The 12,914-nt window shown below is 65.5% G+C and carries 9 protein-coding genes and 1 pseudogene; 5 read left to right on the forward strand and 5 right to left on the reverse strand.

All coding sequences use genetic code 11. The features are described from left to right. Window positions 1-61 precede the first annotated feature (61 nt). Window positions 62-1,660, forward strand: a complete 1,599-nt coding sequence (locus CWS35_RS05880) for a glycosyltransferase family 39 protein (RefSeq protein WP_100951262.1) — start codon at window positions 62-64, stop codon at window positions 1,658-1,660. Here CWS35_RS05880 and CWS35_RS05885 read toward each other — a convergent pair whose 3' ends face one another. Continuing rightward, on the reverse strand, window positions 1,661-3,787 hold the full coding sequence (locus CWS35_RS05885) for a TonB-dependent receptor (RefSeq protein WP_100951264.1): 2,127 nt from the start codon (window positions 3,785-3,787) through the stop codon (window positions 1,661-1,663). It lies immediately after the preceding gene. A gap of 217 nt (window positions 3,788-4,004) precedes the next feature. Here CWS35_RS05885 and nikR point away from each other — a divergent pair, with 217 nt between their 5' ends. Further along, the gene (gene nikR / locus CWS35_RS05890) at window positions 4,005-4,448 is read left to right on the forward strand and encodes a nickel-responsive transcriptional regulator NikR (protein WP_100951266.1); all 444 of its coding nucleotides are present in this window, start codon (window positions 4,005-4,007) and stop codon (window positions 4,446-4,448) included. A 76-nt stretch (window positions 4,449-4,524) separates the two neighbouring features. Here nikR and CWS35_RS05895 read toward each other — a convergent pair whose 3' ends face one another. Further along, a complete protein-coding gene (locus CWS35_RS05895; protein ID WP_100951267.1) occupies window positions 4,525-5,472 on the reverse strand; it encodes a hydroxymethylglutaryl-CoA lyase in 948 nt (315 codons plus the stop codon). A gap of 7 nt (window positions 5,473-5,479) precedes the next feature. Further along, window positions 5,480-6,649: a CaiB/BaiF CoA-transferase family protein gene (locus tag CWS35_RS05900; protein WP_100951269.1), complete on the reverse strand. Its 1,170-nt coding sequence runs from the start codon at window positions 6,647-6,649 to the stop codon at window positions 5,480-5,482. Window positions 6,650-6,799: 150 nt separating this feature from the next. Here CWS35_RS05900 and CWS35_RS05905 point away from each other — a divergent pair, with 150 nt between their 5' ends. The 3 genes and pseudogenes from CWS35_RS05905 to CWS35_RS05915 all read left to right on the forward strand — a co-directional run bounded on the left by CWS35_RS05905 (window position 6,800) and on the right by CWS35_RS05915 (window position 10,174). Further along, window positions 6,800-7,723 (forward strand): LysR family transcriptional regulator, encoded by a 924-nt coding sequence (locus CWS35_RS05905; RefSeq protein ID WP_100951271.1) that lies wholly within the window; start codon window positions 6,800-6,802, stop codon window positions 7,721-7,723. A 126-nt stretch (window positions 7,724-7,849) separates the two neighbouring features. Then, window positions 7,850-9,261: pseudogene (locus CWS35_RS05910) on the forward strand (MFS transporter). 160 nt (window positions 9,262-9,421) lie between these two features. Continuing rightward, window positions 9,422-10,174: a sulfate transporter family protein gene (locus CWS35_RS05915; RefSeq protein WP_024584277.1), complete on the forward strand. Its 753-nt coding sequence runs from the start codon at window positions 9,422-9,424 to the stop codon at window positions 10,172-10,174. A gap of 22 nt (window positions 10,175-10,196) precedes the next feature. On the opposite strand, the gene CWS35_RS05920 is transcribed toward CWS35_RS05915, so the two are convergent. Together CWS35_RS05920 and CWS35_RS05925 are read right to left on the reverse strand one after the other, a co-directional pair. Beyond that, window positions 10,197-11,825, reverse strand: coding sequence for an MFS transporter (locus CWS35_RS05920; RefSeq protein WP_100951273.1), 1,629 nt, complete (start codon window positions 11,823-11,825; stop codon window positions 10,197-10,199). Next, window positions 11,812-12,894 carry an HlyD family secretion protein gene (locus CWS35_RS05925; RefSeq protein ID WP_043855180.1) on the reverse strand — a complete coding sequence of 361 codons (1,083 nt, stop codon included), beginning with the start codon at window positions 12,892-12,894 and terminating at the stop codon, window positions 11,812-11,814. Before CWS35_RS05925 ends, CWS35_RS05920 begins: the two co-directional genes overlap by 14 nt. Window positions 12,895-12,914 lie beyond the last annotated feature (20 nt).

Raw genomic sequence — 12,914 nt, forward strand, 5'->3', positions numbered from 1 at the left:
CGCGCTTCGGCATATTTTCTTTCGGTAGTTTTACGGTGTTTCGTTGATCAGTTTCTCGGCGATGGCCGCGGCGTCGGACAAGGATCCGGCGCGCTGGCGCCGTCCGTTCATCACATGGCTGGAGGGGGTCGAGACCGGCTGGTCGATCCCGCTGCTGCTCGCGCTCTTTGTCGCGATCTGGACCGGCTACCTCGTCATCGCCTATCTCGGCGCCGGCCTGCATCCCGACGTGCTCGAGACCTGGACGCTCGGCCGCCATCTCGCATGGGGATATCCCAAACATCCGCCGCTGATGGGCTGGATCGCGCGGGGCTGGACCACGATCTTCCCCCTCACCGATTGGTCGCTGCAGCTGATGGCGATGGTCAATGCAGCCGCGGCGCTCTGGGCGGTCGACTTGATCTCGCGCCGCTTCGTGCGTGGCGAGAAGCGGGTGATCGTGCTGCTGCTGTTGATGCTGCTGCCGGTCTATCAATTCCACGCCCAGCGCTTCAACGCCAACACGGTGCTGCTGGCATCCTGGCCGCTGGCGACTTACTGCTTCCTGCGGGCGTTCGAGGCACCGAAGCAGATCGGGTGGGCGATCGCGGCCGGTGCGGCCTGCGCGCTCGCGATGCTCGGCAAATATTATTCGATCTTCCTGGTCGCGAGCTTCGGCTTTGCCGCCGTGCTGCATCCGGACCGCCGCCGCTATTTGCTGTCGGGTTCGCCCTGGATCTCGACGCTGGCGGGAACGCTCGTGCTTGGAGCACATCTGCACTGGCTCGCCACGACAGGCGCGACCACGTTCGACTATGCGCTCGCGCATGCCGGCGCCGATCATGTCGCGGCGCTGTGGGAAGTTGCTTACTTCATCATGGGGCTGAGCGCGGCGCTCTCGGTCGCGGCGGTGACCTGGGTGTTCATTGCCGGCCGAAGGCTCGCGCAATGGCCGGCGGATTTCCGCGCGATGAACGCAGGGCTCCGTCTGCTACTGCTGATCGCGATCGGAACCATCATGTTTCCGGCCCTCGTCTCGCTGGCGGTCGGCACCGATCTGCCATCGCTGTGGGCGGTGCAAGGCCTGTTTCTGTTCGTCGTTCTGACCGTATGCGCAACGAGCTATCCGATCGAGCGCTTCTACGTCGTCAACCTGACGGTGATGGTCGCCGGGATCGCCGTTCTCGCAGTCGTCGTCGGAGCGCCGCTGCACGCGCTCTATCGCAACGCTCACGGCTATGAGGAGGGCCGCGACTTCTATCATGCCGTCGCGGCGGAGCTCACCACACGATGGCACGCCGCCGCCACGACGCCGCTCACGGCGGTCAGCGGCGACGATGCGCTGGCCTTCGCCGCTGCGTTCTACAGTCCGGACCATCCGTTCTATTCGCGGCCGTTTGCCTATCAATACACCTGGGGCTTGCCGCGCAAGACCACGCTTGATCGCGGCTGGGCCGCATTGTGCTTCTCCGACCAGCCGGATTGCCTGAACTGGATGGCACGCACGACCTTGCGCGCGACCGATGTCATCCGCGCCGAGTTCGATGCCAGGGCGATGCTGCTGGGCCGGCCCGGCCGGACCCGGCGGGTCGTGATGCTGATCGTACCGCCGTATGACGCAACGCCCGCCGTTCACCCCGAGGTCGAGGATTTCAGCTCGAACCGCCGCGCCTATGACTGATCAGAACGTCGCCGCCAGCGTCAGCCGGACGGCGAGCGGCTCGGCCGGATGCACATGGCGGTCGCCGACGCCGTCGATCGGCTCGCCGGGCAACCGCGACAGATAGTAGTATTCGATCTGGTTGGTCTGGGCGTTGAAGAGATTGAGGACGTCGAGTTGCAGCCGCATCCCGTTGTCGAATTTGTAGCCGGCACGGGCGTTGACGATGAACGACGACATCGAGCGCACGCTGTCGTCCTCGATCAGCGGGCGCGGGCCGAAATAGCGGGCGCGCAGGCTGCCGAACCAGCCGGTGTCGCGGCCGAAGGTGACGCCGCCGCTGGCGACCCAGGCCGGCGCTCCGGGGATGAAATTGCCGACCGGATCAAAATCGGTGAAGCGGGCGCGGGTATAGGCGAGATCGAAATCGAAGCTCATCCACGGCAGCACCTTGTACTGGTTGGTCCACTCGACGCCGACGCGCCGGCTCGGCCGGCTCGGCTCGGTGGTGCCGGCGTCGCCGACGAACAGCAATTCGGAATCGAAATCGAGCACGAACACCGCAAGCGACGAGGTCAGCCCGTCGATCGCCTTGGTGCGGATGCCGAGCTCGGCGCCCTTCGAGCGCACCAGCAGCGGCACGCGTTCGAGCGGCGTCACCTTGTCGTTGGGATCGACCGTGATGGTCGCACCGCGGATATCGTTGGAATGCAGGCCGAAGCCGGCATTGCCATAGAACTCGGTCTTGGCCCATGGACCGAGCACGATGCCGGCCTTCGGGCTCGTCATCGCCGCCTGCGCGTTGCCGGAATTCTGCGGCGTATCGCTCAGCACATGGCCGGCGAAATAATCCTCGCGGACGCCAACCGTGGTGCGTAGCCAGTCGGTCCAGCGCGCGGTGGTATCGGCCCACAGCGCGACGCTGCCTTCCTGCACCTGATCGTTGCGCACGGTGGACAGGATCTCGCGCTGCGCGGTCTTGAACAGGCCGACGTTGATGTCGTCATAGCGGGTCTGCACGCCGACCCGGGTCTGGGTATCGATCCCAGCGATACGGACATCGAAGGCGTGGCTGGCGTCGACACCATAGACAGTGCGCCTGTCGGTCTGGCTGAACTGGTCGCCATTGACGGGATCGTCGAGGAAGTAGGTGAAGTCGTTATAGAGTTGCAGCGACGAGCGGATCACATAGGCGTTGAGCTTGGTCTGGCCGTAGTCGCTTGACTGCGCCCAACTGCCCGACAGGCTGAACCGGCTCGAGGTGCCGCCGTCGGTCGGATTGAGCGAGCCGTAGCGGTCGATCAGGCCCTGGTCGATCGCGCGCTGCGCCACCTGGTCGGTCGAATTCCAGCCGTTAGAATAGGCCATCGCGGTCAGCGAGAAGCCGTCGGTCGCGGTGCCCTGGCTGTAGCGCAGCACGCCGTTCAGCTTGCGGATATTGTCAGGCACGTCCCACGGGCCGTTGTATTTGTTCGCCTCGAAAGCTGCGAGCAAGGTGCCGTCGCCGACCTTGGTCGAGCCCGCGGCCATCGCGCGCTGATAGCCGAAGCTGCCGACCGTGATCTCGGCGATATTCTTCGGCAGCCCGTTGAGATAGTTGATGTCGACCGCGCCGGCCGACGCGAAATCGCCCTTGTCCGCAAAATACGGACCCTTGCGGACGTCGACCGACTGGATCAGCTCGGGGATCAGGAAGTTGATGTCGGCATAGCCCTGGCCGTGGCCATGGGTCGGCATGTTGACCGGCATGCCGTCGACGGTGATGGCGAGATCGGTGCCGTGATCGAGATTGAAGCCGCGCAGGAAATACTGGTTGGCTTTGCCTTCGCCGGAATGCTGAGTGACGATCAGCCCCGGCACCGCCTCCAGGACTTCGCCGACGCGCGACACCGGTCGCGCATTCAATTCCTCGCCGCTGATCTGCCGCTCGCTCGCGGCGGTCGGCTGCAGATTGCCGGATATGGTGGCAGCGCCGCCGGTGATGCCGCCGGCGGCAGAAGTGGGTTGATTAGCTTGCGGCGCAGCCGGCCTGCGGACGCGGGCGGCGACAGGATGCAGGCGCTGGGAGGGCTTGGCACGCCTGGGCGAGGTCTGATCGGGCGACGTCACCGTCACCGGCGGCAGTTGTCCGGATGTGGCGGCAACCATCTGCGCTTCGGCGGCCGGTGCGAACGCTGCAATGGATGCGGCGGCGGGAAATATCCGCCATACAGAACGACGCAACACCCATGCCCCCGCGTGATACCTGTTACAGTCACGCGACGACCGCACCAGCTTCAACCCATCCCGACCAGCGAACGCTAGCAAGCACGGTATGACGTTACAAGAAATATATCATATTCGCGCTCAGCAACACGGATAGCCCATGCAACGCATCACCATCACCATCGAGGATGACCTGCTCGCGGAGATCGACGCCGCCGCCGAAGCGCGCGGCTATCAGAACCGCTCCGAGATCATCCGCGACCTGACGCGCGCCGGTCTCCAGCAAGGCGCTGAGGCGACCCCGTCAGGGCAATGCGTCGCCGCGCTGGTCTATGTCTATGATCACGCCGCGCGCGACCTGTCGAAACGCCTGGTGCAGAATTTCCACGGCCATCACGACCTGTCACTGGCGACGCTGCATGTCCATCTCGACGACGATAGCTGCATGGAGGTGACCGCGCTGAAGGGCGCCAGCAGCGAGGTCCGCCATCTCGCCGATCATGTCATCGCCGAGCGCGGCGTGCGTTACGGCCGCGTCGTGATGATCCCGACGGCGGCGGACAAGAAGCCGCGCAAGCGAGGACATAAACATACGCATGATTGAGTAAGCCTACCTCTCCCCGCATCCGCCTTCGCCCAAAGGCGGGCGTCGGCGGACAAGAGCGGGGCGAGGGAGAAAGTCACGCCGCCTTCGCTTTAGCGCCGCGCGGCAGGCCGGCGCGGGCGAGGCCGCCATAGAGCGCTTCGCCCGGCATCTCGGCTTTCAAGATCGATCGCACCTCGACCAACCGGTCGAGATCGATGCCGGTCGGAAATCCCTTGCTTTCGCACAGGAAGACGAGATCCTCGAACACCACATTGCCGGTGGCGCCCGGCGCGAACGGACAGCCGCCGAGGCCGCCGAGCGAACCGTCGAGCACGCGGGCGCCCTCATCGAGCGCGGCGGAGGCGTTGGCGATGCCCATGCCGCGCGTGTCGTGCAGATGGACGCAGACCGGCTTCGATCCCGCGATCTTCACCGCACCACGCGTCAGCTCGCCAACCGCCTTCGGCCCGGCATAGCCGACGGTATCGGCGATCGCGACCATGTCGACGCCGACCTCGTAGAGCTTCTCGGTGAGGCGCAGCACCTCGCTCGGATCGACCGGACCGACGATCGAGCAACCCAGCCCCATCGAGATCGCGGCATTGACCAGCGGCTTGTGCGCGCTGGCGTCGCGCAACTCACAGAGCCGCCTGATGTTCTCGATCGCCGATTCGCGCGAGCGGTTGGCATTGGCCTGGCTGTGCTCCTCGGTCGCCGACACCACCGAGGCGATCTCGGCGACGCCGGAGGCCAGCGCCTCGTTGACGCCACGCTCGTTCAGCGCCAACGCGACGCCGTGCGCACCGGGCAGCGCCGCGATGGTGGCGACGACGTCGCGGACATCGACGAATTGCGGGAAGGTCCTGGCCGGCAGGAACGAGCCGACCTCGAAATGCCGGACGCCGGCGGCATATTCGTCGCGCACCCAGCGTTGCTTCGCCGCGGTCGACGGGAAGGTCTTCACCAGTTGCAGGCCATCGCGCAGGCCGACCTCGCGCAAGCTCACTCTGTTGTCGGGATAGATGTCGTGGACGCGGGTCATGTCAGCCTCACGCAGCGTTGCCGGTTGATGAAATTGTCTGCTGGTCGAGCTCGGCGCGTACCGCCTCGGTATCGGCGCCGAGCACCGGCACCTTCAGGCCTTCGCCGATATTGTGGCCGTTCCATTCGAGCGGCAGCGCCGGGACACGGAACGGCTTGCCGTCGGCGTTCAAATTGTTGACCAGCCCGCCGGGGCGCAGCACGTGCGGGTCCTGCAACAAATCCTCCGGCCGGTTGATCGGCGAGAAGCAGATGTTCAGTGCGTCGAGCCGCGCCGAGAGGTCGGCCACCTTCCAGCGCTTGATCACCTCGGCGACGCGCGGAATGATGCGGTCGCGCGCCATGATGCGGTCTGTCGTGGTGCGCAGCGTCGGATCGTCGGCGAATTCGGTCAGGCCAAACTCGCGGCAGAAGCTCTGCCAGTGACCTTCGGTGACGACGCCGATGAAGATGCGGTCGCCGCCGGCGGCATCGAAGATGTCGTAGATCGGCCAGGCATGCTCGCGCTCCGGCATCGAGCGCGGCTTACGCCCGGTCATCTCGTATTCGACCATGTGCTGGGCGACCAGGAACAGGCAATTCTCGAACAGGCCGATGCGGATGTCGGCGCCGTTCTCGTTGCCGCCGCGCTTCTGATAGAGCGCGGCGAGGATCGAGATCACCCCGAACATGCCGCCCATGATGTCGTTGGCGGAGGAGCCGACGCGCTGCGGCTTGTCGCGCGTGCCGGTCATCGCGGCGAGCCCCGACATCATCTGCACGACCTCGTCGAGCGCCGGCCGATGATCATAGGGGCCGGAGAGAAAGCCCTTGTGGCCGGCGATGATCAGATGCGGATATTTCGCGCGCAGTTCTTCAGGCCCGAGCCCCTGCTTGTCGAGCTGGCCGTCGCGAAAATTCTCCAGGAACACATCGGCGCTGGCGAGCAGAAGGTGCATCGTCTCGCGATCCTCGGGCCTGGCCAGATCGAGCACGACGCTGCGCTTGCCACGGTTGAACAGCGGAAAGAACGAGACGCCCATGCCGCCGAGCGAGCGCGTCTTGTCGCCGGCGGGAGGTTCGACCTTGATGACCTCGGCGCCGAGTTGCGCCAGGATCATGCCGCAGGTCGGCCCCATCACCATGTGGGTCATCTCGACGACCCTCACGCCCTCCAGCGGCAATCCGCTCCCGGTCATCGGTTTCTCCGTGCTCGTTGCGCTCTGGTTTCGGCGCGTTTTCGTCGGGCGAAAACGCTCCCTGATCGGCACAGGTTAGGCTTCCGTACGCTATCTGAAAAATATAATCTGTCGAATAGTGTGTTCGTCATTCCAGAACGCTGAACCCCGATGGATTCGCGCCAGCTTCGCTATTTCATCGCCGTCTACGAGCAGCGCAACCTGTCGCGGGCGGCGGACCAGGCCAATGTCGCGCAATCCGCGCTCAGCCACCACATCGCCAACCTCGAAGCTGAGTTCGCCACCCTGCTGTTCGAGCGCAAGCCACGCGGCATGGAACCGACCGCCGCGGGCGAGCGGCTCTACGAGCATGCCCGCATCATCCTGCGCGCCATGGCAGCGGCCGAGCGCGAGATCAAGGAAGGCGGCAGCGAGATCGCGGGCGATATCTCGATCGGCATGGCCAATTCCGGGATGAAGGCGATCGGCGTGCCGCTGATGCGGACGGTGCTGACCAAATATCCCAACCTGAAACTGTCGCTGACCGAGAGCCTGTCGGGCGCGACGCTGCTGCACCTGCTGAGCTCCGACGTCGATCTGGCGCTGGTCTACAATCCGCCTTCCGAAAAAGACCTGATCGCCGAGCCGGTGCTGGAAGAGCAGATGTTCTGCGTCGGCACCGAGAAGCTGATCGGCAAGAAGGCACCGATCAGCTTCGAGGAAGTGGCAAGGCTGCCGTTGATCCTGCTGCGGCACGGGCTGTCGGCGCGTGCGCTGCTGGATGATCCCGTGCCGCTGAAGCGGCTCGAGGCCAATGCGATCCTGCATCTCAATTCGACCAGCGGCATGATCGGCGCGCTGACCGCGGGCCTCGGCTGCACGATCGCGACGACGCATTTCGTCAGCGAGCCGTTGAAGGCGCGATTGCTGGTCGCGCGCGAGGTCGTCGAGCCAACGCTGACCCGCACGCTCTATCTCTGCCGCCTGCGCAACCGCCCGATGACCTACGTCATGGAGGAAATGTGCCGACTGATCCGCTCCCTGATCGCCGATCAGGTCGGCCGCGGCGCCTGGGAAGCAACGCTCCTGATCTGAGATCGAAAATATCGAACGATTACTTCGATATGTTCGTCTGGATTTCTGGCTTGCGGCTGCCAAACATGCGCGACCGGAACGCCTTCGCAAGAAAGGCGGCCACTGGACCACACGGGGAGGACCATCATGAGCGCCATCGAACTCGGCTCGGTTGCCGATCCCGCCACCACGACCAGCGGACCGGACCAGATCTCACGGCGGCTCGAGGCGCTGCCCGCATCCGCCTATGTCTGGCGGCTGGTGATCCTGCTCTCGCTCGGCGGCTGCTTCGAAATCTACGACCTGTTCTTCACCGGTTACATCGCGCCGGGCCTTGCCCGCAGCGGGCTGATGACCACGACGACCCAGGCCTTCTTCGGCTTCTCCGGGATCGGCGCCTTCGTCGCGGCGACCTTCGCCGGCCTGTTCATCGGTACCTTCTGCCTCGGCTTCCTCGCCGATCGTTACGGGCGCAAGGCGGTGTTCACCTGGTCGCTGCTGTTCTACAGCGCGGCGTCCGTCATCATGGCGTGCCAGACCACCCTAGCGGCCTCTTGCTGTGGCGCTTCATCGCCGGAATCGGGATCGGCATCGAGGTCATCACGATCGACGCCTACATCACCGAGCTGGTGCCGAGCTGGATGCGCGGCCGGGCCTTCGCGATCAACCAGGCGGTGATGCTGTCGGCGGTGCCGATCGTCGCCGCCTTGTCGTGGTGGCTGGTGCCGCTCTCGCCGCACGGCATCGACGGCTGGCGCTGGGTCGTGCTGATCGGCGCGGCCGCCAGCATGATCATCTGGGTGCTGCGGCTCTACGTGCCGGAGAGCCCGCTCTGGCTGGCTCGTCATGGCCGCGCTGCCGAGGCCGAAAGGATCATGCGGACGCTCGAATCCGCCGCAAGTCCAGCGGCGGCTCGCCCCATCGTTGCGGCCGCGGTGGCGCCGCCGCGCCCACGGGCCGAAGCCGGCTATGCCGACCTGTTCAGGCCGCCCTACGCCTCGCTCGTCGTGCTGTTCATGATCTTCAATCTCTGCCAGGCGTTCGGCGTCTACGGCTTCTCGAATTGGGTTCCGGCGTTGCTGGTCGAGAAGGGCATCAACGTCACCAAGAGCCTGCAATACTCATTCATCATCGCGGTCGCCTATCCGCTCGCACCGCTGTTGGCCGCAACCTTCGCCGATCGCTTCGAGCGCAAATGGATCATCTGCGGCGCCGCCGCCGCGATCGCGGTATTCGGCCTCGCCTTCGCGCAGCTCACCGAGCCGGTGCTGCTGATCGCGAGCGGCGTGCTGGTGACCGGCGCCAACATGACGCTGTCCTACGCCTATCACGCCTACCAGACCGAGGTGTTCCCGACCGCGATCCGGGCGCGCGCGGCGGGGCTGGTCTATTCGATGAGCCGGCTCAGCGCGACCTTTTCCGGCTTCATCGTGGCGTTCATGTTGAAGGAGGCCGGCGTCGGCGGGGTGTTCGGCCTGATCACCGCGGCAATGATCATCGTGATCGTGGCGATCGGCATCTGGGGACCCAACGTCCGCGGCAGGCCGCTCGACGCCTAGGTTCCCCCGCGCGTTCCTTGGCGCGAAGCCGGTGCCCGTCCCGCATCACGTGCGGGACAGGCTTCGGTTGAAAACGCTTTGACCGCGGCACAAACGGCACTTGCCGAAGCCATATTGGGTGGCTACCTCTCGCTCGTCATTTGCTAGAGGTAACCCGATCATGTTGGACGCCGCCGTCAAGGCGCTTTCGCAAATCCTGTCGCCGCCGATGCGCACCATCCTGTGGCGCTCGATCGGGCTTGCGCTGGTGCTGATCACCGTGCTGGCGATCGGATTGCAGCGGCTGCTGAGCTGGTTTGCCGACTCCGGCGAGGTCTGGGCCGAGGGCATGCTCGGCCCCGGCTTCCATTCCATGCTGCATGTGCTGTCGTGGGTGATCTCGATCGCGGCGGGCCTCGGCGTCGTGCTCGGCGGCATCTTCCTGATGCCCGCGATCACCTCGCTGGTGGCGAGCCTGTTTGTCGACGATGTCGCCGACCATGTCGAGCGCGAGCACTATCCGGCCGACCATCCCGGCGTGGCGCTCCCGGTCACGCTCGCCACCGTCGAAGGCGTCAAGACGGCGCTGCTGACGATCCTGGTCTACGTGGTTGCGCTGCCGTTCGTGCTGTTCGCGGGCGTGGGCTTCATCATCTTCTTCATCGCGACCGCGTGGCTCTTGGGCCGCGAATATTTCGAGCTCGCGGCGATGCGGTTCCGCTCACCTGATGATGCCAAGGCGATGCGCAAGGAGAACGCGGCGACGGTCTTCACCGCCGGCCTGTTCATCGCAGCGTTCGTCTCGATCCCGATCGTCAACCTGGCGACGCCGCTGTTCGGCATGGCGTTCATGGTCCACATGTACAAGCGGCTGTCCGGCCCGCGCCGCGAACTGATGGAACCGAACCGGCGTCAGGAAATCTCGATGCGGTGACTGATGGCGCCGATTTGCGCCGTCAGGTGGACGCGAGGCCGAGCCTGCGCATCACGATCTTCAGGACGCCAGGCGGTACCGGCGACAGCGGGCCCTCCGGCGCGCGCGTGATCAGGGCGACCAGGAGCAGCGCCAGGATGGCGAACCAGAAGCACAGCCAGAAGCCGTCGATATAGGCCAGCGTATTGGCCTCGCGCTGCACCAACGCTGCGACCGTGCCGACGGCCCGCGCCATTGCCGTCCCCATGCCATGGCTGGAGAACTCGCCCGCCAGCCGCTTCAGCAGGTTGACGACGTCGACATCGCCGTTCTGGACATGCTGTCCGAGATAGTTCGAATGGATCTGCTCGCGGACACGCAGCCAGGTCCCCATCAACGCGATGCCGATCTCGGCGCCGCCGAGTCGCATGATCTGGATATAGGCCGCGAAAGCCGTCGCCCGCGATGGATCGGCGTTCGCCAACGCCATCACGATGATCGGCAGCAGCGTGAACGCCTGCCCGATCGATGTCAGCAGCACGATACCTTCGAAGTCCTCGCGCGCCCAGACATGGCTGAGCTGGGTGCCCCAGAGATTGGCCGCCGCGAATGCCGCGAAGCCGAGCACGACGACGATACGCGGATCGAGATGCCGGAGCAGGACGATCGAGACCGGCACCAGCACGAACATCGGCAGCGCGCCGTAGATGAACAGCAGCGCGCCCGATTGCTCCGGCCGCAGCGCGGTGACGGTGCCGAGGAAATTCGGCACCAGCGACGAGTTGGACAGGCTGGTCAGCGTGTAGAGCAGGATGACGATCAGCGAGAGCCCGACATTGCGCGAGAACAGCACGTTGAAATGCGCCCAGGGCCGAGGCGCGACCATCTCGTTGATCATGAAAGCGATGATCAACAGCCCGCCCCCGATCAACAGCGCCATCACGGTGCCCGACGACAGCCAGTCCAGCCGGTTGCCCTGATCGAGGCCGGCATAGACCATCGCCACGCCGGCGCCGAGCAGCAGCATGCCGCCCCAATCGGCATGATGCAGCAGGTCGCGATTGACCGGCTCGTTCGGGGTGCCGAGATAGACCATCAGGCCCATCAGCGGCGCGATCACCACGCCCTGCCAATACAGCCACTGCCAGCCGAGATGCTCGACATAGAACCCGACCAGCGAGCTCGACGAGTCCAGTGCGAAGCCGACCCGGATCGAATACATCGCGATCCCCGGCAACCACCAGCGGATCGGCAGGTTGCGCAGGATGATCATCAGCGTCGCCGGCACGAAAGTACCGAGCAGCATGCCGTGCACGATGCTGAGGGGAATCAGCAGCGCGAAGTCGTGCACGAACGGGATGACCAGCGACACCACGGCGTAGAGCAGGCTCGGGATCCCGAGCACGCGGCGCAGCCCGAACACGGTGGCGAGCCAGGCCACCGCGGGCGCCACGAAGATCTGCGAGCCGATCGCAGCCGTCGAGAGCCAGGCGCCTTCGTCGAAGGTCAGCGAGAACGCGCCACGCAGATCGGGCAGTCCGACCGAGGTCAGTCGGCTGTCGAAATTCGCCAGGAATGCACCGAGCAGCACGGCGACGACGGCGAACAGCGGGTAGCGCGCGACGTCGCCGCGCGAGACCGGGCCGCGATCGAGGTCGTCACTTTCCGCCATTGGCGGCCGCCTCGCCGGTGTTGATGCGGGTGACGACCGACATGCCGGGCAGCAGCCGCTCGAGCAATGGCTGGCCCTTGTCGAACCGGATCCGGACCGGAATCCGCTGCACCACCTTGGTGAAATTGCCGGTGGCGTTGTCGGGCGGCAGCAGCGCGAATTGCGATCCGCTGGCCGGCGCGATGCGCTCGACGGTGCCGCGCAGCCTCTCACCGGAGAACGTATCGACCGTGACCTCGACCGGCTGTCCCGGCTTGACGTTGGTGAGCTGGGTCTCCTTGTAGTTGGCGATCACATAGACGTTCGGCAGCGGCACGACATTGATCAGATTGGTGCCGATGTTGACGTAATCGCCCGGCTGCACCTGGCGCTCGCCGGTGACGCCGTCGAACGGCGCGACGATCCTGGTGTAGCCGAGCTTGAGCTTGGCCGACGCCAGCAGCGCCTTGGCGGCGTCGAGATCGGCGGCGCGTTGCTTCTTGGTGCCTTGCAGGACCTCGAGCTGATGGCGCTGCGCGGCGATCACCGCGCGGCTGGCCTTCACGTCGGCCTCCGCCTTGGCGTAGGAAGCCGTGGCCTGCTCGAGCCGCTGCCGCGTGCCGGCATCGGTTTGCGACAGCGACTGCTGACGGTCCTCCTCCTGCTTTGCCAGGGTCTGCTGCGCCTCGGCGGACAGCCGCGACGCCTCGGCCTGCGCGATGGTGGCATATTGCAGCTCGACCTGGTTGTTGAGGTTGTCGAGCGCTGCCTGGGCACCGACCACGCCGGCCTCGGCCTGCGCGACCTGCGCCTGGTAATCCGCAGGGTCGATCTGCACCAGGAGATCGCCGGCCTTGACGCGCTGGAAGTCGGAGACGGCAACCGTCAGCACTTCGCCCGAGACGCGGCTGGCGAGCTGCGTGAGCTCGGCCCGGACATAGGCATCATCTGTCGTCTGGATCGTGGCGCTGCCGACCCACGCGTTCCAGCGCGAGGTCGCCACGGCGACGAAGGCGAGCGCGACGAGCACCGCGAACAGCGGGATTGCGAAGCGGCGCCAGAAGCCTTTGGTTGCAGATTTCGGTGTCACTGGCGCTGTCGTGGGAGCAG

Source organism: Bradyrhizobium sp. SK17 (genome assembly GCF_002831585.1).
Lineage (GTDB): Bacteria > Pseudomonadota > Alphaproteobacteria > Rhizobiales > Xanthobacteraceae > Bradyrhizobium.

Excerpts from the sequence above, each read along its gene's own strand:
- CWS35_RS05880 (WP_100951262.1), top strand. The coding sequence starts at position 62 with ATGGCCGCGGCGTCGGACAAGGATCCGGCGCGCTGGCGCCGTCCGTTC.
- CWS35_RS05885 (WP_100951264.1), bottom strand. The coding sequence starts at position 3,787 with ATGGTTGCCGCCACATCCGGACAACTGCCGCCGGTGACGGTGACGTCG.
- nikR (WP_100951266.1), top strand. The coding sequence starts at position 4,005 with ATGCAACGCATCACCATCACCATCGAGGATGACCTGCTCGCGGAGATC.
- CWS35_RS05895 (WP_100951267.1), bottom strand. The coding sequence starts at position 5,472 with ATGACCCGCGTCCACGACATCTATCCCGACAACAGAGTGAGCTTGCGC.
- CWS35_RS05900 (WP_100951269.1), bottom strand. The coding sequence starts at position 6,649 with ATGACCGGGAGCGGATTGCCGCTGGAGGGCGTGAGGGTCGTCGAGATG.
- CWS35_RS05905 (WP_100951271.1), top strand. The coding sequence starts at position 6,800 with ATGGATTCGCGCCAGCTTCGCTATTTCATCGCCGTCTACGAGCAGCGC.
- CWS35_RS05915 (WP_024584277.1), top strand. The coding sequence starts at position 9,422 with ATGTTGGACGCCGCCGTCAAGGCGCTTTCGCAAATCCTGTCGCCGCCG.
- CWS35_RS05920 (WP_100951273.1), bottom strand. The coding sequence starts at position 11,825 with ATGGCGGAAAGTGACGACCTCGATCGCGGCCCGGTCTCGCGCGGCGAC.